Consider the following 24,560-nt stretch of genomic DNA (forward strand, 5'->3'; position numbering starts at 1 on the left):
AGCCGTCGTGAACCCTCCCAACGCTCCTGCGCTCAAGCCCGTTTTGCCCGATGTCGCCTTCGACGCCGCCGCCGCGGCGCGGCCGCTCGACTGGGTGGGCATGTCCAATATCGCCTTGCCGCTGCGGATCGCCGCCGGCGACGGCAGCGTCATCCAGGTGCCGGCCTCGGTCGACGTCTCGGTCGATCTGCGCGATCCCGACGCGCGCGGCATCCACATGTCGCGCATGTACCTGCATCTGCAGCACGCCTTCGCCAGCGAGACGGTGACCCCGGCCGGCCTGCGCCGCGCCCTGCAAAGCCTGATCGACGGCCAGGGCGGGCTGTCCGGCGCCGCGCGCCTGAGCCTGCGTTACGAACAACTGCTGCTGCGTCCGGCGCTGGCCAGCCAGAACGCCGGCTGGAAGCGCTATCCGGTCGAGATCGACGCGCGTCTGATCGACGGTCACCTGCACCTGGGACTGCGTTTCGCGGTCGAGTACTCCAGCACGTGTCCGGCTTCGGCGGCGTTGTCGCGCCAGCTCAATGCAGCGCGTTTCGCCGCCGATTTCGCTGCCGCGCATCCCTTGTCGACCGCGGTGGTGAGCGACTGGCTGGCCTCCGAACGCGGTCTGGCCGCGACGCCGCACGCGCAGCGCAGCCGCGCCGACATCCGGGTCGAGTTGCGTCCGGCATTCGACGAACTGCCGCTGGTGGCGTTGATCGACGCGATCGAGCAGGCGCTCGGCACGCCGGTGCAGACCGCGGTCAAGCGCGAAGACGAACAAGCCTTCGCCAAGCTCAACGCCGAAAACCTGATGTTCTGCGAAGACGCCGCGCGCCGGGTCGCCGCGGCGCTGTCGCGCGATGCGCGCATCGAACGCTTCGACGCCGAAGTGGCGCATTTCGAAAGCCTGCACGCGCACGATGCGGTGGCGCGGGTGACAGGGCAGGGCGCGCGCGACTGAACGCGCGCCTGATTCGCGCCGGCATCCGTCGGCGGTAACGAACTGCATATTTGAGGCGCGTACCGCGCTTCCTCGCATGCCAATGTGCCGAGGCGTGTTACAGCGCACAGATTGACAGGCCAAATCGTGACGCTACCCACCCCCGGCGCGCGCGCCGCATCGGCTATGCTCGGGTCATTGGATCAGTGACCGGATGGGGCATGGGGAAACCCTGGCGTCGGGGCTGGCAGACCCTGTGGGCTCTGCTGGCGATGTGGGTGGCGGCGATCGCGTCGGCGCAATCCCCGGGGCTGTCCTCGTCCGACCGTCCGGCCTTCCGTGCGCCTGCGTTCAGCCTCGCCCGGCTGGCCCAGGACCCCGTGCCGGCGCGCGTGCTAGCCGGCGAATTCGACGGCGCCTTCGAGGCCGTGTCCGGCAGCGAGATCGCCGCGCCGCGGCGACAGCCGATCTGGTGGCGGATCAGGGTGCTCGGCGAATTGAGCGCCGATGCCGCGCCGCAACTGGTGGTCAGCCGGCCGTACCGGCGCGAGGTCGAGCTGTGGCGCCCGGGCGACGCCGTGCCGCTGCGCCGCTCGATCTACGGGCCCGACACCGACTTCGATCATTCCACCCGCTTCGTGGTGTTTCCGCTGCCGCAGGGACTGCGCCAGGGCGATGTGCTGTACCTGCGTCTGATGACAGTCGACGTGCTGCCGTCCAAGGTGACGATCCAGCCGCTGGCCGAGGTCCATCGCGAGGACATGCTGCACGTCGGTCTGCGCAGCGTGGTGCTGACCGCGATGGGCGTGGCTGCGGTGCTGGCGTTCGGGTTCTGGGCCGGCCTGCGCGAGCGCGGCTACGCCTACCTCGGCCTGACCCTGGTGCTGCAGATCCTGACCCTGACCGCCGACGGCGGCGAGATGCGCGCGGTGCCGTGGTTGAGCGAGATCGCTCCGGACGGGCGCACCAACGTCGTGCTCAACACCGCCGCGGTGCTGGCCAGCATCCGTTTCCTGATCTTCTTCCTCGGCCTGCGCACCACCCAGCCGCGGGTCGCGCGCATCCTCGACTACTGCAGTATTTCCCTGGGCGCGCTGCTGGTGGTGTCGGTGTTCCGCACCTGGAAGCACAGTGCGCTGTACGGCAATCTCAACTTGTTGGTGGTGATCGCGCTGGTGCTGTACTGCACCGCGGTCGCGACCTGGCGCCGGCAACGCGAGGCCTATTTCCTGTTGCTGGCCTGGACCCCGCTGATGGCGCTGCTGGTGGTGCTGGTCGGCGCCAATCACCAGTGGTGGCCGGAATACGCCTGGCTCGAGTACGCCTTCCCGGTCGGCCTGGCCCTGGGCGGGCTCGGCCTGCTGCTGGGCCTGACCTCGAAACTGCAGCAGTTGCGCCGCGACCGCGACACCGCCAACCGGCTCGCCACCTACGACAGCCTGACCGGGGCCATGACCCGTGCGGCGATCTCGCAAAGCCTGCGCGGCGCGGTCGACAGTGCGCATCGCTCGCACCGGCCGCTGTCGGTGGTGTTCTTCGACATCGACCACTTCAAGCGGATCAACGACGAGCACGGCCACCGGGTCGGCGACGAAACCCTGCGCATCGTCTCGCTGCGTACCCGCAACCGCCTGCGCGCCTACGACCTGTTCGGCCGCTACGGCGGCGACGAGGTGTTGGTTGTGCTGGCCGACACGCAACTGCGCGATGCGGTGCGGGTCGCCGAGCATCTGCGCGAGTCGGTCAGCGGCAGCCCGCTGTCGATCGACGGCCGCCTGTTGCCGGTCAGCCTGAGCCTGGGCGTGGCCGAGCTGTTGCCCGGCGAGACGCCGGAGCAGTTGCTCGAGCGCGCGGACGCCGCGCTGTACGCCAGCAAGTCGGCCGGGCGCGACCGGGTCACCGGGCATGCCACCGAGCCGGTCGAGACCGAGGCGGTGTCGTGAACCCGGAGCGCCGCCGGCCGGCCTCGTGCGCGCCGGCGCAGTTGCGCACCGGCGACGTATTGTTGCTGCGCCATCGCAACGAACTGGCGCGGTTGTACGCCTGGCTCGGCGACAGCGACTACGACCACGCGGTACTGGTCGGCCGCGCCGGCTGCCTGATCGAACTGTGCGCCGACGGCGTGGTCGAGCCGGCACTGGCCGAGCGCCTGGCCGATCCGGACCTGAGCGCTGCCGAAGCGCGGCGGCCGCAACAGGCCGGCGGCGAAGCGGCGCAGGATACCGACCGCATCGCGGTGCTCGCGCATGCGCTGTCGCTGCGCAAGCCGGCGCATGCCGGCGACCCGTTGCGCGCGCTCGGCGTGCTGGCCGCGCTGCGCGAGCGCGACTGGCCGGCGCAGCCGGGCCTGCGTCGGGTGCTGTACGAAGCCTTGCGCCGGGTCGCCGAGACCGGCGCGGAAGCGATGACGGCGAGCGAATTCGTCTATCGCTGCCTGGCCGAGAATCCGGTCCATGCACGCGACCGTTCGGTATGGCGATTGCCGCCGGTGCCGTCGCGGATGCGCCCCTGCCCGGACCTGGACGAGGCGGCGCTGTGGGCCCGGATCGAACCCTGGCTGTCGGCGGCGCGCCGCCGCGGCTGGGCCGAGGCCAAGGCGGAGGCGGACATGGGCGAGGCCGCGTTCGCAGTGGCGCTGGCCCAGGCCCGCGCCCGCCTGGGCCTGATCGCGACCGGGGCCGGCTTGCTGGCGGCCGGACCGCGGGTCGCCAATCCGAAATGGCTGCGTCTGCGCGAACTGGAGCTGTCGCCCTCGTTGCCGGCACTGGGCGCGTTGCTGGCGGGCTGAGCGCTCGCGCCGCTCAGCCCACGACGGCCGCTCAGGGCGCCGCCGGCGCCTTCGTCGCGCGCACCGCGTCGCCGCGTTCGAGCACCAACTGCGGATCGATGCGCACGTCGAACCAATTCATGCCCCAGTGCAGGTGCGGCCCGGTCGCACGACCGGTCGCACCGACCGCGCCGATGGTCTGGCCCTGGGCGATGCGATCGCCGATGTTGACGTCGATGCGCGACAGATGCAGGAAGTTCGAGCTGATGCCGTGGCCGTGGTCGAGCACCACGGTACCGCCGGTCAGGTACAGGCCGGGCTTGGCGAAGCTGATCACGCCCGCGGCCGGGGCCAGGATCGGGGTGCCGTTCGGCGCGGCGATGTCCATACCGGAATGGCCGGAGCCTTTCTGGCCGTTGTAGACGCGCTGATTGCCGAAACGGCCGCTGATCCGACCGCGCACCGGCCAGGCGAAGGCCTGGGCGAAGTCGGCGCGGTCGTCGTCGCGTACCCGCGCGGCCACCACTTCGGCCTGTTCGCGCTGGATCCGCGCGGCGATCTCGGGCGGCGGGTTGACCGTTTTCGGCGGCACGCCCTGGATGTACTCGGTCGGGAAGTCGCGCGGCGTCACCGCGATGCGCACGGTCTCGACCCGGCCGGGCGCGGTTTCGACCTGGACCTCGAGCGGGCCGGCCGCGTCGCGGCCGACGCCGAACACCACCGAGCCGTAGCCGGTGCTGCGCAGGCTGCGCCCGGCGTAGCGCACCGTGCTGCCGGGCGGCACCTTGCCGATCACCATCGCGCCCTGCTGCACGGCCTCGGGGAACACGATGCGCGTATCGGCGCGCGTCGGCGCCGGTGCGGTGTCCTGGGCCGGCGCCGGGGCGGCGGCGCTCGGAGCGGCCGCCGCCAGGCACGCCGCCAGGACGGCGGCGGGGCCGCGGCTCATCGGGCGAACGCCAGACGTTGCCCGTTCGGTGCGCCGACCAGGGCCTTGCCGTCCCAGGCCAGCGCGCCGTTGACCCAGGTCGAGGCGATGCGGCTGTGGAAGGTGCGGCCTTCGAACGGCGACCAGCCGCACTTGGACAGCACGTCCTCGCGCCGCACCGTGTACGGCGCGTCGTCGATCAGCACCAGGTCGGCGAAGTAGCCTTCGCGCAGGAAGCCGCGGTGTTCGACATCGAACAGCTTGGCCGGAGCGTGGGCGAACTTGTCGACCACCTGGGCGGTGCTCAGGCGGCCTTCGTGAACCAGTTCCAGCGCGGCGTTGAGCGCGAACTGGACCAGCGGCAGGCCGCTGGGCGCGCCGGTGTAGGGTCGCGCCTTCTCTTCCAGCGTATGCGGCGCATGATCGGTGGCGAGCACGTCGATCACGTCCTCGGCCACGGCGCGGATCAGCGCCTCGCGGTCGGCCGGGTCCTTGATCGCCGGATTGCACTTGATCAGGTGGCCGAGCTTCTCGTAGTCGTCGCGGTCGAAGCGCAGGAAGTGGATGCAGGTCTCGGCGGTGATGCGCTTGCCCTCGATCGGGCCGGCCTGGAACAGGGCCAGTTCGTCGGCGGTGCTGATGTGCAGCACGTGCAGGCGGGTGCCGTGCTTGCGCGCCAGCGAAATCGCCAGCTCGGTCGATTTCTTGCAGGCTTCGCGCGAGCGGATGTCGGGATGGAAGCGCGCCGGGATGTCGTCGCCGTACTGCGCCTTGTAGCGCGCCAGCTCGGCATCGATCATCGGCGTGTCTTCGCAATGGGTGATGATCGGCGTCGGCACGTCGCGGAAGATCGCGTCGAGGGTGACCGGATCGTCGACCAGCATGTTGCCGGTCGAAGCGCCCATGAACACTTTCACGCCCGGCGCGGTGCGCGGATCCAGCGACTGGATCGCGGCCAGGTTGTCGTTGCTGGCGCCGAGATAGAAGCCGTAATTGCCCCAGGCGCGCCCGGCGGCGCGGCGGTACTTGTCCTCCAGCGCCGCCGAGTCCAGGGTTGGCGGCTGGGTGTTCGGCATGTCCATGAACGTGGTCAGCCCGCCGGCCACGGCCGCGGCCGACTCGGTGGCCATGTCGGCCTTGTATTCCAGGCCGGGTTCGCGGAAATGGACCTGGTCGTCGATCATGCCCGGCAGCAGGCGGCGGCCGGCCGCGTCGACCACGGTTTCGTTGCCGCGCGCATCCAGGCCGGCGCCGATCTGGGCGATGCGGCCGTTCTCGATGCGCAGGTCGCCGTCGTATTCGCGGCCTTCGTTGACCAGCCGGGCGTTGACGATCAGTGTCGATGACATGTGTGTTTTCCGGAGTCCAAGGGCGGCACGGGATCGTGGCCGCCGGGGTGCAGGGGATGGCAGCGCGCCAGGCGTCGCAGCGTCAGCCAGCTGCCCCTGAACGCGCCGAAGCGGTCGATCGCCTCCATCGAATAGGCCGAGCAACTGGGGTAGAAACGGCAACGCTGGCCCAGCATCGGACTGATCCAACGCTTGTAGCCGCGAAGCAGGGCGATGAGAAGGCGGTCGATCACGTTTTCTTAATGCCGGCAACGGTAGGGACTGACGCAGGAAACGCGCGCCGCGAATGCCCTCGGGTACTGCGTCTGGCCGGTGATTTGGCGCGGTTGCCGCAGGTGCCGCAGCAGGGTATAACAGCGCGCTTTCCCCAAACAAGGCAAGTGCGAGACGAAGGTCCGCCGCGGCGCGGAAGCGATGCTACCGTGTCTGCCCGGGCCGGGCGAAAACCGGCCGAACGCCGGATTTCACTTGCGGTCAGCGAACGCATGTGCATTTGATGACCGGGTGGGTCATGCTTGGCCCGCGAAGCCCTTCGGACGGCGTCCGGGGGCGCCCTCAGGGAATAGAAGGACAAGCCGCTCGTGGCAGTGAAAAAACCTGCGAAGAAGGCCGCCCAGGCCGCCAAGAAGACCGTCAAGCCGGCTGCGAAGAAGGCGGCCAAGCCTGCGCCCAAAAAGGCGGCGAGCAAGGCTGCCAAACCGGCAGCGAAGAAGGCGACGGTCAAGAAGGCCGTAGCGAAATCCACGGCGAGCAAACCGGCGGCCAAGAAGGCCGCAGTCGCGAAGAAGGCGGCGCCCGCCAAGGCGCCCGCGGCGAAGAAACCGGCCCCCAAGCCGGCGCCCGCCGCGAAGAAAGCGCCGTCCGCGGCGGCAAAAAAACCCGCACCCGGCAAGGCCGGCGGAACGAACAAGCCCGAGCTTAAAAAAGTTGAAGCGAAAAAGCCCGAAGCTGTGAAGCCCGCAGCCAAGCCGGCTGCCCCACCGCCCGCGCCGCAGGCCGCCGCCAAGGCTCCCCCTGCAGCGCAGGTCGACAGCACCTCCGACCGAAGCAAGAACACAGTGACCCAGACAGCATCCAGCAAAACATCCGCGAGCAAGCCCGCGAGTACGGCCGCCTCGGCGCCGCGCCCGGCCGGCAAGGTCGCCGTCGCCGTGACCGCCAAGCAGGCGGCGCCGGCGCCGAAGACCAAGGTCAAGGTCGTGGCGTACAAGAACGACCCGGCGACCGGCCGGCCGATCGTTCCGGACGGCTACAAGCCGACCTCCGACGAGGAGTACATGAGTCCGCTGCAGCTGGAGTATTTCCGCCAGCGTCTGCTGCAGTGGCGCGCCGATCTGGTCGAGGAGTCCAAGCAGACCATCGAGAACCTCAAGGATGAAGTGCGCGACGTCGGCGACGAGGCCGAGCGCGCCACCCGCGAGACCGAGAACTCGCTCGAGCTGCGTACCCGCGACCGCTATCGCAAGTTGATCAGCAAGATCGACAGCACGCTCAAGCGGGTCGATTCCGGCGACTACGGCTTCTGCGTCGATACCGGCGAAGAAATCGGCCTGGAGCGCCTGGAAGCGCGCCTGACCGCCGAGCGCACCATCGACGCCCAGGAGCGTTGGGAGCATCTGCAGAAGCAGATGGGCGACTGACCGGCCCGACGGCCGAGCGGTGCGGTCCAAGGAAAAGCCCGGCTTCGGCCGGGCTTTCGCGTTTCGGCCGGGCGCGGGCGAACAGCCGTTACGCCGGTGCGGGCCGAAGCGGCCTGCCCGCGCACGGGCTCCAGCGCTCACCGCCACCCTTCAACCGACAGAACCGGTCCACCCGCTCGGCGCCGGCCTGCGGCAAGCTGGGGCCAATCCCCCGACGAGCGCCGCCATGTCCACCGATGCCGCCGACCTGGACTTCCTCCGCGAGGCCGTGGCCTTGGCCCGCGCCAACATCGCGGCCGGCGGGCGCCCGTTCGGGGCGCTGGTGGTGCGCGACGGCGCGGTGCTGGCGCGCGCCGCCAACGCCATCCACGCCAGCGGCGACCCCACCGCACATGCCGAACTGCTGGCGATCCGCGCCGCCGCGCAAGCCCTGGGCGTGCCGCGCCTGGACGGCTGCACGGTCTACGCCAGCGGCCAGCCCTGTCCAATGTGCCTGGCGGCGATGCATCTGTGCGGCGTGGCCGCGGTGCATTTCGCCTATTCCAACGACGACGCGGCGGCGTTCGGCCTGTCCACCGCCGCGGTCTATGCGCAGATGGCGCTGCCGCCCGCGCAGCAGTCCTTGCCGGTGCGGCCGTTGCGCCCGCCGGGCGAGGAGGGGCTGTACCGGGAATGGGCGCAGCAGCGCGGCTGAGCGTCTATTGCAGGTCGCGCAAGTCGAGCCGGCGCAGCTTGGGCGCCAGCTTCGCGGTCGCGGCGACCACCGCCAGGGTCATGCAGCCGCCGAAGATCACCGACGGCACCAGGCCCAGCAGGCGGGCGGCGACGCCGGACTCGAACGCGCCGAGCTCGTTCGATGAGCCGATGAAGATGCCGTTGATCGACGACACCCGGCCGCGCATCTCGTCCGGCGTCGACAACTGCAGGATGGTCGAGCGCAGCACCACCGACACGCCGTCGCACATGCCCGAGAGCATCAGCATCAGCGCCGACAGCCAGAACTGGCGCGACAGGGCGAAGCCGATGATGCACAGGCCGAAGCCGGCCACCGCGTACAGCAGCAGGCGCCCGGCGTGCTTCTGCGGCGGATGCCGGGCCAGCCACAGACCGACCAGCACCGCGCCGGCGGCCGGCGCCGCGCGCAGCACGCCCAGCGCTTCGGGACCATAGTGCAGCACATCGTGGATGAAGGCCGGCAACAGCGCGACCGCGCCGCCGAACAGCACCGAGAACATGTCCAGCGCCTGCGCGCCGAGCACGACTTGGTGATTGAACACGAAACGCAGGCCCTCGCCGATGCTCTTGAACACCGGCGCGCGTTCGCTCGGCGCCGGCGGTTCGGTCACGCGCAGGGTGATGATCGCGATCGCCGCGGCGACGGCGAAGCCGGCCGCGACCAGGTAGGCCGAGGTCTTGCCGCCCCAGGCCACCAGCGCGCCGCCCAGCGCCGGGCCCAGCACCAGTCCGGTCTGCATGACCACGCTGCTGACTCCCGCGCCGCGCGCGTAATGCTCGCGCGGGAGCACGCGCGCGAACAGCGACGTGTACACCGGCCCCAGGAAGGCGCGGACCACGCCGTTGAGCGCGATCGCCGCGTAGATGGTCGCGGTGGCGAAGCCGAATCCGCCGGCCGGCAGCGCGCCGGAGGCGACCCCGGCCAGCAACGCGGTGGTCGCGACCAGGCCGAGGCAGGCGAACAGGCCGAGCTTGCGCCGCGGCAGATGATCGACCGCGTAGCCGGCGAACAGGGCGAAGCAGAAATAGGGCACGACTTCGGCCAGGCCGATCAGGCCCAGGGCGAAGGGATCGCGGGTCAGTTCGTAGACGTGCCAGCCGACCGTGACCGCGACGATCTGGTACGACAGCATGCCCAGCAGCCGGTACACCAGCAGGCCGGCGAAACCGGGGTTGCGCAGCAGCGGGCCGACTCCGGTCGGTGCCGGCGGCGGTGCGTCGGCGGTGTCGGCGCTCGTGCCGGACGGTCCGGCGCTCACAGGCGCCGTTGCGCCTGCTCGCGGATGAAGGCCAGCAGCGCGGCCAGGCCGTTGCTACGGGTCGGCGACAGGTGCTTGGCCAGGCCGATGTCGGCGATGTAATCGGCCGACGTGGCGACGATCTCGTTCGCGCTGCGCCCGGAATAGACCCGCAGGGCCAGGTAGATCAGGCCGGAGACGATCGCCGAATCGCTGATTGCATGGAAATCCAGGCGTTGCGCGTCGCCCTCGACCGCGATCCAGACCATCGACTGGCAGCCGAGCAGGCGGTGCTCTTCGGTCTTGTAGGCCTGCGGCAGGTCCGGCAACTTGCGGCCGAGGTCGATCAGGTACTGGTAGCGTTCGGACCAGTCGCCGAAGAAGGCGAATTCGTCGCGGATCGCGGCCTGGGCCTGAGCGGCGCTGGGTTCGAGCGGAAACGGGGAAGCGGGGAGGGCGGCAGCGTTCATCGAATCTGGGGGCCTGCGCGCGTCAGGACCCGGTTTCCTCGGTGTTGAGTTCCGGGCGCTTGCGCACCCAGCGCACGCCCTGCGGCGTGTCTTCCAGCAGGATGTTCTCGTCGGCCAATTGCTGGCGGATCGCGTCGGCGCGGGCGAAATCGCGCGCCTTCTTGGCCGCGCTGCGCTCCTCGACCAGGGCCTGGATGCGCTCGTCGTCCTGGTCGCCGTCGGCGCCGGCGAACCAGGCCGCCGGGTCCTGCTGCAGCAGGCCCAGGGCCAGGCCGGCGCCGAGCAGGTCGCGCTTGAGCCGCGCCTGCTCGGCCGGATCGGTGGCCTTGCGCGCCTCGGCGGCGATGCGCGCGATCTCGGCCAGCGCCTGCGGCGTGCCCAGGTCGTCGTCGAGGATGCGCTCGATCTCGGCCGGGATGCGTACCGGCTCGGCTTCGACGCCGGCCAGATCGCGCAGAGTGCCGTACAGCCGGTCGAGGGTACGCGCGCACTGCTCGATCAGCTTGTTCGACCAATCCAGCGGCTGGCGGTAGTGGGCGGTCAGCAGCGCGTAGCGCAGCGCTTCGGCCGGGTGCTTTTCCAGCAGTTCGTGCACGGTCTCGATGTTGCCGCGCGACTTGGCCATCTTCTCGCCGTCGAAGTTCAGCATCCCGTTGTGCAGCCAGAACCGCGCGAACACCTTGCCGCCGTGCGCGCATTCGCTCTGCGCGATCTCGTTCTCGTGGTGCGGGAACATCAGATCGTTGCCGCCGGCATGGATGTCGATGGTCTCGCCCAAATGGGCGGCGGCCATCGCCGAGCATTCGATGTGCCAGCCCGGACGGCCGCGGCCCCAGGGCGAGTCCCAGCCGGGCAGGTCGGCGCCGGAGGGCTTCCACAACACGAAATCGCCCGGATCGCGCTTGTACGGCGCGACTTCGATCCGTGCGCCGGCGCGCATGTCGTCGATGTCGCGGCGCGAAAGCTTGCCGTACTCGGGGAAGCTCTGGATCGCGAACAGCACGTGGCCTTCGGCCTCATAGGCGTGACCGGTGGCGATCAGGCGCTCGATCATGCTCACGATCTGGCCGATGTGCGCGGTCGCGGCCGGCTCCAGGTCCGGCAGGCGCACGCCGAGCGCGCCCATGTCCTGGCGGTAGATCGCGGCGTAGTGCTCGGTGATGACCGAGATCGGCACCCCTTGCTCGGCCGCGGCCGCGTTGATCTTGTCGTCGACGTCGGTGATGTTGCGGGCGAAGGCCAGCGCGCCGTAGCGCCGGCGCAGCGCCTCGGCCAGCACGCCGAACACCACCGGGCCGCGGGCGTTGCCGATGTGGGCGTAGTTGTAGACCGTGGGGCCGCACAGATACATGGTCGGGCGGGCCGGATCCAGCGGAACGAAGGCTTCGACCTGTCGCGACAGGCTGTTGTAGAGATGCAGGCTCATGGCGGCACGAATGGGAGTCGGTTCATTCTAACGAAGGCACGCTCGCTGCGCCCGGACGCGATGGCGCTGCGGCGGCCGGGGCGCGCGGCGAAGCGGTGCCGCCGCGCGACCGACCGGCGGGGCGCCGACGTCGCCGGTCGCTCCGCGCCGGTGGCCGGGCGGCGCGATGGCCTCCGGCACGACGCCGCGGACGTGCCTCCGGCCCGGTTCGCGGGCTGCGCCGGGTCGGGCCTAAAGGTGGGATTCAGGCCATGGCGGCACACTGCTCTTACAATTTATTCACGAATCCGTCTCCGCGAGCCCGATGAACCGAACCGCCTTGCAGGCTTCGATCCTGGTGCTGGCCAGCGCCCTGGCCGCGGCGTCGTCGCTGCCGGCCGCGGCCCAGCACACCGTGATCCAGGCCGAAAACGTGCGTTTCGACTACGCCCAGGTGCTGCGGGTGACCCCGGTCTACCAGACCCTGCGCGCGACCACGGTCGAGCAGCAATGCGACCCCGAGCCCGCTGCGAGCGAGAACTCGCGCCTGTCGCGGGTGGTCGGGGCGGTGCGCGAGGCGCTGGGGCGCGAGCGCAATCCCAAGCCCAGCACCGGCGAGAACTGCCGCCCGGTGCCGGTCGACCGCGAGTTCCGCCGGCCGATCGCCTACGACGTGGACTACGTCTACAAGGGCGCCCGATTCCGCTCGCGCCTGCCCGAGGACCCGGGCAACAAGCTGCGGATCCGGGTCGCGGTGACCCCGGTCATCACCCCGATCAGCACCTCCCGCTAGCCCCGGCGCCGCCCGGACGCGGCCGTACGGCTTGCGCCCGCGTCCCGCCCATGCGAGCATTCGCGACCTCATGAACCCGAACTACGCCGACGCCGACGTTTTGACCTCCGCCTACATGGCGGCGGGCATGACCTCGCGCGCGCGTCGACCGTTGCCCTGCCAATCCGCTGGGTGACGGCGCTCGCCGTCGTTCGTGTAACAAGCACCACACACGAAAAGCCCAGCCTAGCGCTGGGCTTTTTTGCTTTTCGGGATCGGGATTCGGAATTCGGGATGGGTTACAGCGGCTGCCGCCACCCCCGATCGCCTTTCGCGCCTCCCACCACCGCGTTCCACGCTTTGCGAATCCCCAATCCACAATCTCGAATCCCAGACATGTCCAGACACTTCCTCAACACCCAGGACTGGTCGCGCACCGACCTCGACGCGCTGCTGGCCCAGGCCGCGGCGTTCAAGCGCAGCAAGCTCGGCGACCAGTTGCGCGGCAAGTCGATCGCGCTGGTGTTCTTCAATCCGTCCATGCGTACCCGCACCAGCTTCGAGCTGGGCGCGTTCCAGCTCGGCGGCCATGCCGTGGTGTTGCAGCCGGGCAAGGACGCATGGCCGATCGAGTTCGACCTGGGCACGGTCATGGACGGCGATACCGAGGAGCACATCGCCGAAGTGGCGCGGGTGCTGGGCCGCTACGTCGACCTGATCGGCGTGCGTGCGTTCCCGAAGTTCGTCGATTGGGCCTACGACCGCGAAGACATCGTGCTCAAGTCCTTCGCCAAGTATTCGCCGGTGCCGGTCATCAACATGGAGACCATCACCCATCCCTGCCAGGAGCTGGCGCACGCGCTGGCGCTGCAGGAGCGCTTCGGCACCACCGACCTGCGCGGCAAGAAGTACGTGCTGACCTGGACCTACCACCCCAAGCCGCTCAACACCGCGGTCGCCAACTCGGCCCTGACCATCGCCACCCGCTTGGGGATGGACGTGACCCTGCTGTGCCCGACCCCGGAGTACGTGCTCGACCAGCGCTACATGGGCTGGGCCGAGCAGAACGTCGCCGAGAGCGGCGGCTCGCTGACCGTCAGCCACGACATCGAAAGCGCCTACGCCGGCGCCGACGTGGTCTACGCCAAGAGCTGGGGCGCGCTGCCGTACTTCGGCAACTGGGGTCCGGAAAAGCCCATCCGCGACCAGTACAAGCACTTCATCGTCGACGAGGCGAAGATGGCGCTGACCAACAACGGCGTGTTCAGCCACTGCCTGCCGCTGCGCCGCAACGTCAAGGCCACCGACGCGGTGATGGATTCGCCGAACTGCATCGCGATCGAGGAGGCCGAGAACCGCCTGCACGTGCAGAAGGCGATCATGGCCGCCCTGGCGGGCGGCCGGAACTAGGGATTCGGGATGGGGGATGAGCGAAAGCGCATCCCCAGCGCTGGATCATCAACAAGACATCATCATTAGAGACGCCTCCCCATGTCGCAGCAGACCGCTTCCACCCATCCCGAATCCCAAATCCCGGATTCCGGCGCCAAAGACATCGTCCTCGCCTTCTCCGGCGGCCTCGACACCAGTTTCTGCGTGCCCTACCTGCAGGAGCGCGGCTGGGCCGTGCATACCGTGTTCGCCGATACCGGCGGCGTCGACGACGAGGAGCGCGCCTTCATCGAGCAGCGCGCCGCCGAGCTCGGCGTGGCCAGCCACGTCACCGTCGACGGCGGTCCGGCGATCTGGTCGGGCTTCGTCAAGCCGTTCGTGTGGGCCGGCGAGGGCTACCAGGGCCAGTATCCGCTGCTGGTGTCGGACCGCTACCTGATCGTCGAAGCCGCGCTCAAGCGCGCCGCCGAACTCGGCACCAAGGCGATCGCCCACGGCTGCACCGGCATGGGCAACGACCAGGTGCGTTTCGACCTGGCCGTCAAGGCGCTGGGCGATTACGAGATCGTCGCGCCGATCCGCGAAATCCAGAAGGAGCACACCGAGGTCCGCGCCTACGAGCAGCAGTACCTGGAACAGCGCGGCTTCGGCGTGCGCGCCAAGCAGAAGGCCTACACCATCAACGAGAACCTGCTCGGCCTGACCATGTCCGGCGGCGAGATCGACCGCTGGCAGGCGCCGGGCGAGGGCGCAGTGGGCTGGTGCAAGCCGCGCGCGCAGTGGCCGAGCGAGCCCCTGTCGGTGAAGCTGAGCTTCGAGAACGGCGAGGCGGTGGCGCTGAACGGCGAGAAGATCGAAGGCCATAAGCTGTTGGCCAAGCTCAACGGCCTGTTCGCGCAGTACGGCGTTGGCCGCGGCCTGTACACCGGCGACACCACCATCGGCCTCAAGGGCCGGATCATCTTCGAAGCGCCGGGCCTGATCGCGCTGCTGACCGCGCACCGCGCGCTGGAAGAAGCGGTGCTCAGCAAGCAGCAGAACCGCTTCAAGCCGGACGTGGCGCGCAAGTGGGTGGAGCTGGTCTACGAAGGCTTCTTCCACGACCCGCTCAAGGCCGACCTGGAAGCCTTCCTGGCCAGCTCGCAATCGACCGTCAACGGCGAGGTGACCCTGGAGAGCAACGGCGGCACCGTCAACGCGGTGGCGATCGAATCCAGGCACATCCTCAACGCCAAGGGCGCGACGTACGCCCAGGCCGCCGACTGGGGCGTGGCCGAGGCCGAAGGCTTCATCAAGCTGTTCGGCATGAGCAGCACGCTGTGGGCGGAGATCAACCGCAAGAGCTGACGCTCAACAGCCCCTCTCCCGCAGGCGGGAGAGGGGACTGCAGCGACGATATTGCGGCGACGCACCCCACCGACTCCCCAACGACCCGCCGACCATGCTCCCCGAAGTCCTAACCCATCTGCAGGCCCTGGTCTCCTACGACACCCGCAATCCGCCGCGGGACATCGGTACCGACGGCATCTTCGATTATCTGCGCAGCCAACTGCCGGGATTCCGCATCGAAGTGACCGATCACGGCGCCGGCGCGGTGTCGATGTTGGCCGTGCGCGGCAACCCGCGCCGGCTGTTCAACGTCCATCTCGACACGGTGCCGTCGTCGGAAGCCTGGAGCGCGGATCCGCACGTGTTGCGGGTGACCGAAGACCGCGCGATCGGCCTGGGCGCCTGCGACATCAAGGGCGCGGCGGCCGGATTGCTGGCCGCCGCGGCCGTTGCCGACGGCGACGCCGCGTTCCTGTTCTCGACCGACGAGGAGGCCAACGACGCGCGTTGCATCGCCGGCTTCCTCGGCACTGCGCACGGTTTCTCGGACGTGCTGGTGGCCGAGCCGACCATGAACGAGGCGGTGCTGGCGCATCGCGGCATCAGCTCGGTGCTGCTGAAGTTCCGCGGCGTCGCCGGGCATGCCTCCGGCGCCAACGCGATGCAGGCCAGCGCGTTGCATCAGGCGATCCGCTGGGGCGGCAAGGCCCTGGACTACGTCGAGGCGCAGGCGCACCAGCGCTTCGGCGGCCTGACCGGGCTGCGCTTCAACATCGGCCGGGTCGAAGGCGGGATCAAGGCCAACATGATCGCGCCCAGCGCGGAACTGCGTTTCGGCTTTCGTCCGCTGCCCTCGCAGCCGATCGACGACCTGCACGAAACCTTCGGCACCCTGGTCGACGCCGGCGCGATCGAGCGCTACGAGGAAACCTTCCGCGGTCCGCCGTTGCCGGCCGGCGGCGTCGCCGATGCCGAACATCGCCGGCTGGAAGCGCGCGACCTGGCCGACGCGCTCGATCTGCCGATCGGCAACGCGGTCGATTTCTGGACCGAAGCCTCGCTGTTCTCGGCCGCCGGCCTGACCGCGATCGTCTACGGCCCGGGCCATATCGCCCAGGCCCATACCGCCGACGAATGGGTCGCGCTGGAACAACTGCAAGGCTACGCGCAGAGCGTGGCGCGCATCATCGGGAGCAAGGCGTAATGAGCGTTTCCATGGACAACCACCTGCAGACCCGCCAGACCATCGTGCGGCTGCTGTCGAGCATGGCCAGCGCCAAGGAGATCTCGCAGTACCTCAAGCGTTTTTCCCAGCTCGATTCCAAGCGCTTCGCGGTGGTCAAGGTCGGCGGCGCGGTGCTGCGCGACGACCTGGCCGCACTGACCTCGTCGCTGGCCTTCCTGCAGGACGTCGGCCTGACCCCGATCGTGATCCACGGCGCCGGCCCGCAGCTCGACGAAGAACTGTCCGCGGCCGGCATCGTCAAGCAGACCGTCAACGGTCTGCGCGTGACCTCGCCGGAGGCGCTGGCGATCGTGCGCCGCGTGTTCCAGGCGCAGAACCTCAAGCTGGTCGAAGCGCTGCAGGCCGGCGACGGCCGCGCGACCTCGATCATCTCCGGCGTGTTCGAGGCCGAATACCTGGACCGCGATACCTACGGCCTGGTCGGCGAGGTCAAGAAGGTCAACCTGGCGCCGATCGAGGCCAGCCTGCAGGCCGGCTCGATTCCGGTCATCGCCAGCCTCGGCGAAACCGCCGGCGGGCAGATCCTCAACGTCAACGCCGACTTCGCCGCCAACGAGCTGGTGCAGGTGTTGCAACCGTACAAGATCGTGTTCCTGACCGGCACCGGCGGCCTGCTCGACGACAACGGCAAGGTGATCGACTCGATCAATCTGTCGACCGAGTACGAGCACCTGATCGAGCAGCCGTGGATCAACGGCGGCATGAAGGTCAAGATCGAGCAGATCAAGGACTTGCTGGACAAGCTGCCGCTGACCTCGTCGGTGTCGATCACCAAGCCGGCCGAACTGGCCAAGGAACTGTTCACTCACAAGGGCTCGGGCACGCTGGTCCGGCGCGGCGAACGCGTGCTGCAGGCCGCGCGCTGGGACGAGCTCGACCTGGAACGCCTGCGCGGCCTGATCGATTCGGCCTTCGGGCGCAAGCTGGTCGCAGGTTATTTCGAAAACACCCGGCTCAAGCAGGCCTACGTCAGCGAGAACTATCGCGCCGCGATCGTGCTGATCGAGGCCGACGGCCGCACCTACCTGGACAAGTTCGCGGTGCTCGACGACGCCCAGGGCGAAGGCCTGGGGCGGGCGGTATGGCAGGTCATGCGCGAGCAGAATCCGAGCGTGTTCTGGCGCTCGCGCCACGGCAATCCGGTCAACCCGTTCTATTACTCCGAATCCGACGGTTGCCTAAAGCAGGAGAAGTGGAAGGTGTTCTGGTACGGCATGCACGGCTTCGACGAAATCGCCGCCTGCGTCGAGTACGCCGGGCGGCGCACGCCGACCCTGGAGGACTGATGGACGCGCAAGGCAGTGCGTGGACCCAGCAACCGCGGCTGAGCGGGGAGCACGTCGTCCTGGAACCGCTGCGCCGCGCGCACGGCGACGGTCTGCGCGCGGCCCTGGCCGGCGGCGAACTGGCCCAGGCCTGGTACACCAACGTGCCGGCGCCGGAGGGCGTGGACGGTTACATCGACGCCGCCCTGGCGATGCGCGACCGCGGCGTCGCCTGGCCGTTCGCCGTGCTCGATGCGCGCGGCGAAGTAGTCGGCAGCACCCGCTATTACGACATGGACGCGGCGGTGCCGCGGGTCCAGATCGGCTATACCTTCTATGCGCCGCGGGTGCAGCGCACCGGCCTGAACACCCAGGCCAAGCTGCTGTTGCTCGGCCACGCCTTCGAAACCCTGGGCTGTATCGCGGTAGGCTTCGAGACGAGCTGGTTCAATCAGGCTTCGCGCGCCGCGATCGCGCGCCTGGGCGCCAAGCAGGACGGCGTGCTGCGCAATCACCGCCGGCACGCCGACGGCAGTCCCCGCGACACGGTCGCATTCTCGATCATCGATACGGAGTGGCCGGCGGTGAAGCGCAATCTGCATTACAAGCTGGACCGACACGCAAGCGGAGCCGCAACCCATGGCTAAGACCTTAGGCATCGTCGGCGCGCGCGGCCACGTCGGCGCCGACCTGATCCGGCTGATCGCCGGCCATCCCGAGTTTGAGTTGGCCTTCGTGTCCTCGCGCGAACTCGACGGCCAGCGCCTGGCCGACCACATCCCCGAATACGCGGCCAAGAACCCGGATCTGCGCTACAGCTCGCCGGCGCACGAACAGTTGCCGGCGCTGGGCGCCGACGCGGTGGTGCTGGCCCTGCCCAACGGCAAGGCCGCCGCCTGCGTGGCCGCGTTCGACGCCGTCGGCGCCGAACCGGTGATCGTCGACCTGTCGGCGGACTATCGCTTCGACGATCACTGGTACTACGGCCTGCCCGAGCTGACCCGCGGCGATTATCACGGCCAGCGCCGGATCAGCAACCCGGGCTGCTACGCCAGCGCGATGCAGCTGGCGATCGCGCCGCTGCTGAACGTGCTGGAAGGCGCGGTGCAGTGCTTCGGCGTGTCCGGATACTCCGGCGCCGGCACCACGTCCTCGGACAAGAACGACCCCGACAAGCTGCGCGACAACCTGATGCCGTACGCGCTGACCGGGCATCTGCACGAGCGCGAGGTCACTCGCCACCTCGGCCATCCGGTCGAATTCATGCCGCACGTGGCGCCGCATTTCCGCGGTCTCACCGTAACCTCGAACCTGCACCTGTCGCGCCGGTTCGAGCGCGAAGAGCTGGTCGAGCACTATCACCGCCATTACGACGGCGAGCCGATGGTGCGGGTGCTGGACGAGGCGCCCTGGGTCAGCCGCATCGCCGGCCGGCACCATGTGGAAATCGGCGGCTTCTCGGTATCCGAAGACGGTCGCCGGGTGGTGGTGGTGTCGACCCTGGACAACCTGCTCAAGGGCGCGGCGACGCAGGCGCTGCAGAACCTCAACCTAGCCTTCGGCCTGGACGAACTGACCGGCATCGACGCGCACCCGCGACCGTGACGCTTCCGTTGTTTCCCCCTCGAGAAAAGGGGGCAGGGGATTTGCTGTCGCTGTTGCTCTGAACGCAGGGCAAAAGCGGAAACAATGGCCAAGGCAAGTCCCCCTTGACCTCCCTTTCCAAAAGGGGGCGTCCGGTAGGAGGGATTCGTCGGTTGGATGGGTTGCAGCGTTCGGAGTGAAGCCGCCATGCGTCTGTCGCGTTATTTCTTGCCCGCGTTGAAGGAAAACCCCGCCGAGGCGCAGATCGCCTCGCACCGGCTGATGCTGCGCGCCGGACTGATCCGGCAGGAAACCGCCGGCATCTACACCTGGCTGCCTGCCGGCCTGCGCGTGCTGCGCAAGATCGAGGCCGTCGTCCGCGACGAGCTGGACCGCGCCGGCGCGCTGGAATTGCTGATGCCGACCTTGCAGTTGGCCGACCTGTGGCGCGAAAGCGGCCGCTACGAAGCCTACGGGCCGGAAATGCTGCGCATCCGCGACCGCCACGAGCGCGAACTGCTGTACGGGCCGACCAACGAGGACATGATCACCGCGATCTTCCGCGCGCATGTGAAGTCCTACCGCGCGTTGCCGATGAACCTGTACCAGTTGCAGTGGAAGTTCCGCGACGAGCAGCGCCCGCGTTTCGGCGTGTTGCGCGGGCGCGAGTTTCTGATGAAGGATGCGTACTCGTTCGATCTCGACGAGGCCGGGGCGCGTCGCAGTTACCGGCGCATGTTCGTCGCCTACCTGCGCATCTTCGCCCGGCTCGGCATCCGCGCGATCCCGATGCGCGCCGAGACCGGGCCGATCGGCGGCGACCTGTCGCACGAGTTCCTGGTCCTGGCGCCGTCGGGCGAGTCGGCGGTGTATTGCGACCGCGGCATGCTCGAATTGCCGATCCCAGGCGACGACATCGATTACGACGGCGACCTGGAGCCGATCGTGCGCCAGTGGAGCTCGCTCTACGCCGCGACCGAAGACGTGCACGACATCGAGCGCTTCGAGCGCGAGGTACCGGCCGAACGGCGGGTGCAGGCGCGCGGGATCGAAGTCGGCCAGGTGTTCTATTTCGGCACCAAATACTCGCAGCCGATGAAGGCCGCGGTGACCGGCGCCGACGGCGTCGAGCGCGCCATCCACGGCGGCTCCTACGGCATCGGCGTGTCGCGCCTGGTCGGCGCCATCGTCGAGGCCGGTTGCGACGAAGCCGGCATCGTCTGGCCCGAGCCGGTGGCGCCGTTCCGGGTCGGCCTGATCGATCTCGATCCGGCCGATGCGACGGTCTCTGCGGCTTGCGAACACCTGTACGCGCAACTCCAGGCGCGCGGCGTGGACGTGCTGCTCGACGACACCGGCGAGCGCGCCGGGGTCAAATTCGCACACATGGACCTGCTCGGTCCGCCCTGGCAGATTGTGGTCGGCCGGCGCGGACTGGAGCGCGGCGTCGTCGAACTCAAGCGTCGCGCGACCGGCGAGCGGACGGAGCTGACGCAGGAGGACGCTCTGGCCCGTTTGTCCATGCGCAGGAACGAGTGAGGCGGAACGATCGGCGGTCGCCGCCGCCTTCTGTTGCCGAATTCTCTTTCGCCTCTGTTTCCCCGTTTTCCCGATTCTCTTTCCCGATTCCAGCGAGCCGTCCCCCATGTCCGATCTGCTTTGGCAAAAACCCGGCGTCAAGGTCGACGCGCGGATCCAGAACTTCCTCGCCGGCGAGGACGTGATTCTCGACCGCGAGTTCTTCCTGTTCGATATCCAGGCCAGCCGCGCCCATGCGCAGGGCCTGCAGCAGATCGGCATCCTCAACGCAGACGAGCTCGAGGGGTTGTCGCGCGAGCTGGACGTGCTGGCCGAAGATTTCCGCGCCGGCCGCTTCGTGCTCGACGAGCGCTACGAGGACGGCCATTCGGCGATCGAAGGCCGGTTGATCGAACGGCTCGGCGATGCCGGCCGCAAGATCCACACCGGCCGCAGTCGCAACGACCAGATCCTGGTCGCCACCCGGTTGTGGCTGAAGGACCGGCTGAGCCGCGTCTACGCGCTGTGTCGGGAGACGGCCGAAGTCGCCCTGGCGCGCGCCGAGGCCGAGGCCGGCTTGCCGCTGCCGGGCTACACCCATCTGCAACGCGCGATGGTCTCCAGCGCCGGCATGTGGTGGGGCGCCTGGGCCGAGGGCTTCATCGACAACGCCGTGCGGGCGCGCCAGACCCTGGACTGGGTCGACGCCAATCCGCTCGGCAGTGCCGCGGGCTACGGCATCAACCTGCCGCTGGCGCGCGAACACACCACCCAGACGCTGGGCTTCGGCCGACTGCAGCTGATCGCCACCTACGCCCAGCTTTCGCGCGGCAAGTTCGAACTCGGCGCGATCGATGCGCTGTCGACCGCGTTGCTCGACTTGCGCCGCCTGGCCTGGGACCTGAGCCTGTTCACCAGCGCCGAATTCGGCTTCGTCGCCTTGCCGGCCGAATACACCACCGGCAGTTCGATCATGCCCAACAAGCGCAACCCCGACGTGATCGAGCTGATGCGCGCCAGCTACGCCGCCGTCGCCGCCGCGCGCACCGAGATCGAACATCTGCTGTCGCTGCCTTCGGGCTACCACCGCGACCTGCAGTTCTCCAAGGGCGCCATCTTTCACGCCTTCGGCCGCGGCCTCGGCGCGCTGGAGCTGCTGCCCGACCTGCTGCGCAACCTGGAATGGAAGGCCGAACGCCTGCGCGCGGCGCTGGAGCCGTCGATGTACGCCACCGACCTCGCCGTCGATCTGGCCCGCCAGGGCCTGCCGTTCCGCGACGCCTACAAGCAGGCCGCCGACCCGGCGCGCTGGGCCGAGGGCGATCCGGAGGCCAGCCTGCGCGCGCGGGTATCGCCGGGCGCGGCGGGCGATCTGCGCCTGGATGCCCTGCGCGCGCGCCTGAAGGAACTGACATGAGCGCCGCGGCAAAGGATTTCGCCGCGCAGCCTTTGCCGCCCTGGCGCCGCGCCGTGCTCAAGGTCGGCAGCAGCCTGCTGGCCGGCTTCGAGGGCGGCGGGCTCGACCCGCGCTACGCCGCCGGCCTGGCGCGTTTCATCGAAAGCGCGCGCGAACAGCAGCGCGAAGTGGTGCTGGTGTCCTCCGGCGCGGTCGCGGCCGGGCGCAGCCGCATCCACACCGGCGGCGACGGCCTGGTGCTGCGCCAGGCGCTGGCCTCGCTGGGCCAAGCCTCGCTGATCGCGTTCTGGCAGCAGCTGTCCAGCGTGCCGGTGGCGCAGGTGCTGCTGACCCACGACGACCTGCGCAACCGTCGCCGCTACCTCAATGCGCGCGCTTCGCTGCGCGAATTGCTGCGCCTGGGCGCGTTGCCGGTCGTCAACGAGAACGACACCGTCGCGGTCGACGAACTCAAGCTCGGCGACAACGACAACCTGGCTGCGGCGGTGGCGTCGCTGGTCGACGCCGACCTGCTGCTGATCGCCACCGACATCGGCGGTTTGTACAGCGGTCACCCGCAGCGCGATCCGACCGCGCGGCCGATCGGCCACGTGGCGACGGTGACGCCGGAACTGCTGGTCGCCGCCAGCGGCGGCGCCGGCGCGCTCGGCACCGGCGGCATGCGCACCAAGCTCGAAGCGGCGGCCAAGGCCGCCACCGCCGGTATCGCCACTGCGCTGTTCTGCGGCCGCGACGCCGAGGTGGTCGCGGCATTGGCCCAGGACCGCCTGCACGGCACCCTGGTCGCTGCGCACAGCGACCGTCTGCGCGCTCGCAAGCAATGGCTGCGCCACGCGCCCGCCAGCGGCAGCCTGCACATCGACGCCGGCGCGGCCAACGCGCTGCGCGTGCGCGGCGCCTCGTTGCTGCCGGGCGGGGTGGTCGCGGTCGAGGGCGAGTTCCGCCGCGGCGACGTGGTCGAGCTGCGCGTGGCGGCGGACGGTGAGGCGATCGGGCGCGGGTTGGTGCAGTACAACTCGGTCGAGCTGGGGCGGATCAAGGGCCGCCACAGCCGCGACATCGAGGCGGTGCTCGGCTTCCGCTACGGCGAGTCGGTGGTGCACCGCGACGATCTGGTGATGCTGGGCGGGCGCACGCCGGCGGAGGTCGGCGCGATCGCGGCCGACCCCACCGGTGCGGTCGCCGCCAACGAGAGGAACAGGGCATGAGCGGTTACGTACGCACCTTGGCCGAGCGCGCCCGTGCGGCATCGCTGATTCTGGCCGCACTCGACGGTGCCGAGCGCGCCGCCCTGATCGCGGCGATGGCGGGGCAGCTGGACGCACGAAGCGCGAGCATCCTGGCCGCCAACGCCGAAGACGTGAGCCGCGGCGAAGCCGCCGGCCTCGGCGCGGCCATGCTCGACCGCCTGCGCCTGGACCCGCAGCGCCTGACGGCCATCGCCGACGCGCTGCGCGAAGTGGCCGCGCAAGCCGACCCGCTCGACGGCGTCACCCGCAGCGAAACCCGCCCGAACGGATTGGTGATCGAACGCAAGCGGGTGCCGCTGGGCCTGATCGCGATGATCTACGAATCGCGGCCCAACGTGACCGCCGACGCCGCCGCGCTATGCCTGAAAGCCGGCAACGCCGTGCTGCTGCGCGGCGGCTCGGAAGCGCGCGCCAGCAACGCCGCGATTGCCGCCGCCCTGCACGCGGCGCTGCGCGAACGCGGCTTGCCGGAAGCGGCGGTGTCGTTGATCGACGACACCGCGCGCGAGCACGTGCTGGAGCTGCTGCAGCTGTCGGATCTGATCGATCTGGCGATCCCGCGCGGCGGCGAAAGCCTGATCCGCTTCGTCGCCGAACATGCGCGCGTGCCGGTCGTCAAGCACTACAAAGGCGTCTGCCACCTTTACGTGGACCGCGCCGCCGATCCCGCGCTGGCGCTGGACCTGCTGGTCGACGGCAAGGCCTCGCGCCCGGGCGTGTGCAATGCGCTGGAAACCCTGCTGGTGCATCGCGACATCGCCGACGCCTTCCTGCCGCAAGCGCTGGCCGCCCTGGCCGCGCGCGGCGTGGAAGTGCGCGGCTGCGAGCGCGTGCGCGCCTATGCGCCGGACCTGGCCGTCGCGGACGACGCCGACTACGCCGCCGAGTACCTCGACCTGATCATCGCCGCGCGCGTGGTCGACGATCTCGATCAGGCCCTGGTGCATATCGCGCAGTACGGCTCCGACCACACCGAAGTGATCGCCACCGCCGACCCGGCCGCCGCCGAGGCCTTCGTCCGCCGCACCCGCAGCTCGGCGGTGATGGTCAACGCCTCCTCGCGCTTCAACGACGGCGGCCAACTCGGCCTCGGCGCCGAGATCGGCATTTCGACCACGCGCTTGCATGCCTACGGCCCGATGGGCGTCGAATCGCTGACCATCGAACGCTTCGTCGTGCGCGGGGCAGGGCAGGTCCGCCATCCCGAGTCGCAGCATCGCTGACGCCGGGGCCTCGTGTAAGCCCTTATAGGAGCGGCGCAAGCCGCGACCGCAGGGCGTCCAGATCGCGCCGCAGGCCGGGTTTCGTGGTCGCGGCTTACGCCGCTCCT

General features: G+C 69.5%; 22 protein-coding genes. 16 read left to right on the forward strand and 6 right to left on the reverse strand.

Annotated features, from left to right (window positions below; translation table 11 throughout):
* Positions 1–7: 7 nt before the first annotated feature.
* The 3 genes from folE2 to TX83_RS05140 all read left to right on the forward strand — a co-directional run bounded on the left by folE2 (position 8) and on the right by TX83_RS05140 (position 3,713).
* Positions 8–946, forward strand: coding sequence for a GTP cyclohydrolase FolE2 (gene folE2 / locus TX83_RS05130; RefSeq protein WP_064746858.1), 939 nt, complete (start codon positions 8–10; stop codon positions 944–946).
* Positions 947–1,146: 200 nt separating this feature from the next.
* Positions 1,147–2,868, forward strand: coding sequence for a GGDEF domain-containing protein (locus tag TX83_RS05135; protein WP_064746859.1), 1,722 nt, complete (start codon positions 1,147–1,149; stop codon positions 2,866–2,868).
* The gene (locus TX83_RS05140) at positions 2,865–3,713 is read left to right on the forward strand and encodes a hypothetical protein (RefSeq protein ID WP_064746860.1); all 849 of its coding nucleotides are present in this window, start codon (positions 2,865–2,867) and stop codon (positions 3,711–3,713) included. The genes TX83_RS05135 and TX83_RS05140 overlap by 4 nt, the downstream gene beginning before the upstream one ends.
* A gap of 31 nt (positions 3,714–3,744) precedes the next feature.
* On the opposite strand, the gene TX83_RS05145 is transcribed toward TX83_RS05140, so the two are convergent.
* From TX83_RS05145 to yidD, 3 genes are read right to left on the reverse strand one after another with little or no spacing between them, the layout of a single operon-like run.
* Positions 3,745–4,641: a M23 family metallopeptidase gene (locus TX83_RS05145; RefSeq protein ID WP_064746861.1), complete on the reverse strand. Its 897-nt coding sequence runs from the start codon at positions 4,639–4,641 to the stop codon at positions 3,745–3,747.
* Positions 4,638–5,969 (reverse strand): dihydroorotase, encoded by a 1,332-nt coding sequence (locus TX83_RS05150; RefSeq protein ID WP_064746862.1) that lies wholly within the window; start codon positions 5,967–5,969, stop codon positions 4,638–4,640. Before TX83_RS05150 ends, TX83_RS05145 begins: the two co-directional genes overlap by 4 nt.
* A complete protein-coding gene (gene yidD, locus TX83_RS05155) occupies positions 5,954–6,202 on the reverse strand; it encodes a membrane protein insertion efficiency factor YidD (protein ID WP_221672111.1) in 249 nt (82 codons plus the stop codon). The genes TX83_RS05150 and yidD overlap by 16 nt, the downstream gene beginning before the upstream one ends.
* Positions 6,203–6,550: 348 nt before the next feature.
* On the opposite strand from yidD, the gene dksA reads away from it, so the two are divergent.
* Positions 6,551–7,609, forward strand: coding sequence for an RNA polymerase-binding protein DksA (dksA, locus tag TX83_RS05160; RefSeq protein ID WP_075575011.1), 1,059 nt, complete (start codon positions 6,551–6,553; stop codon positions 7,607–7,609).
* 226 nt (positions 7,610–7,835) lie between these two features.
* On the forward strand, positions 7,836–8,303 hold the full coding sequence (locus tag TX83_RS05165; protein WP_064746865.1) for a nucleoside deaminase: 468 nt from the start codon (positions 7,836–7,838) through the stop codon (positions 8,301–8,303).
* Between the two features lie 4 nt (positions 8,304–8,307).
* Here TX83_RS05165 and TX83_RS05170 read toward each other — a convergent pair whose 3' ends face one another.
* From TX83_RS05170 to cysS, 3 genes are all read right to left on the reverse strand, one after another.
* Entirely contained in the window at positions 8,308–9,528 is a 1,221-nt protein-coding gene (locus tag TX83_RS05170) for an MFS transporter (RefSeq protein ID WP_087960671.1), read from the reverse strand.
* Between the two features lie 71 nt (positions 9,529–9,599).
* The gene (locus TX83_RS05175; RefSeq protein ID WP_064746867.1) at positions 9,600–10,052 is read right to left on the reverse strand and encodes a SufE family protein; all 453 of its coding nucleotides are present in this window, start codon (positions 10,050–10,052) and stop codon (positions 9,600–9,602) included.
* Positions 10,053–10,074: 22 nt separating this feature from the next.
* A complete protein-coding gene (gene cysS, locus TX83_RS05180) occupies positions 10,075–11,478 on the reverse strand; it encodes a cysteine--tRNA ligase (RefSeq protein ID WP_064746868.1) in 1,404 nt (467 codons plus the stop codon).
* Between the two features lie 304 nt (positions 11,479–11,782).
* Here cysS and TX83_RS05185 point away from each other — a divergent pair, with 304 nt between their 5' ends.
* The 11 genes from TX83_RS05185 (at position 11,783) to TX83_RS05235 (ending at position 24,453) form a co-directional block, all read left to right on the forward strand.
* Positions 11,783–12,250: a hypothetical protein gene (locus TX83_RS05185; RefSeq protein ID WP_064746869.1), complete on the forward strand. Its 468-nt coding sequence runs from the start codon at positions 11,783–11,785 to the stop codon at positions 12,248–12,250.
* Between the two features lie 375 nt (positions 12,251–12,625).
* Complete coding sequence (locus TX83_RS05190; RefSeq protein ID WP_064746870.1) at positions 12,626–13,639, forward strand: N-acetylornithine carbamoyltransferase; 1,014 nt, start codon at positions 12,626–12,628, stop codon at positions 13,637–13,639.
* Between the two features lie 81 nt (positions 13,640–13,720).
* Entirely contained in the window at positions 13,721–14,968 is a 1,248-nt protein-coding gene (locus tag TX83_RS05195) for an argininosuccinate synthase (RefSeq protein ID WP_064746871.1), read from the forward strand.
* Positions 14,969–15,062: 94 nt separating this feature from the next.
* Positions 15,063–16,154 (forward strand): acetylornithine deacetylase, encoded by a 1,092-nt coding sequence (locus tag TX83_RS05200; protein ID WP_064746872.1) that lies wholly within the window; start codon positions 15,063–15,065, stop codon positions 16,152–16,154.
* On the forward strand, positions 16,154–17,482 hold the full coding sequence (locus TX83_RS05205) for an acetylglutamate kinase (protein ID WP_064746873.1): 1,329 nt from the start codon (positions 16,154–16,156) through the stop codon (positions 17,480–17,482). Before TX83_RS05200 ends, TX83_RS05205 begins: the two co-directional genes overlap by 1 nt.
* Positions 17,482–18,108, forward strand: coding sequence for a GNAT family N-acetyltransferase (locus TX83_RS05210; RefSeq protein ID WP_064746874.1), 627 nt, complete (start codon positions 17,482–17,484; stop codon positions 18,106–18,108). Before TX83_RS05205 ends, TX83_RS05210 begins: the two co-directional genes overlap by 1 nt.
* The gene (gene argC, locus TX83_RS05215; protein ID WP_064746875.1) at positions 18,101–19,066 is read left to right on the forward strand and encodes an N-acetyl-gamma-glutamyl-phosphate reductase; all 966 of its coding nucleotides are present in this window, start codon (positions 18,101–18,103) and stop codon (positions 19,064–19,066) included. Before TX83_RS05210 ends, argC begins: the two co-directional genes overlap by 8 nt.
* 186 nt (positions 19,067–19,252) lie before the next feature.
* Complete coding sequence (proS, locus tag TX83_RS05220; RefSeq protein ID WP_064746876.1) at positions 19,253–20,584, forward strand: proline--tRNA ligase; 1,332 nt, start codon at positions 19,253–19,255, stop codon at positions 20,582–20,584.
* A gap of 106 nt (positions 20,585–20,690) precedes the next feature.
* The gene (gene argH / locus TX83_RS05225; protein ID WP_064746878.1) at positions 20,691–21,980 is read left to right on the forward strand and encodes an argininosuccinate lyase; all 1,290 of its coding nucleotides are present in this window, start codon (positions 20,691–20,693) and stop codon (positions 21,978–21,980) included.
* On the forward strand, positions 21,977–23,188 hold the full coding sequence (proB, locus tag TX83_RS05230) for a glutamate 5-kinase (protein WP_064746880.1): 1,212 nt from the start codon (positions 21,977–21,979) through the stop codon (positions 23,186–23,188). Before argH ends, proB begins: the two co-directional genes overlap by 4 nt.
* A complete protein-coding gene (locus TX83_RS05235) occupies positions 23,185–24,453 on the forward strand; it encodes a glutamate-5-semialdehyde dehydrogenase (protein ID WP_064746882.1) in 1,269 nt (422 codons plus the stop codon). The genes proB and TX83_RS05235 overlap by 4 nt, the downstream gene beginning before the upstream one ends.
* The last annotated feature ends 107 nt before the right edge of the window (positions 24,454–24,560 follow it).

This window comes from Lysobacter antibioticus HS124 (assembly GCF_000336385.2).
Lineage (GTDB): Bacteria > Pseudomonadota > Gammaproteobacteria > Xanthomonadales > Xanthomonadaceae > Lysobacter > Lysobacter firmicutimachus.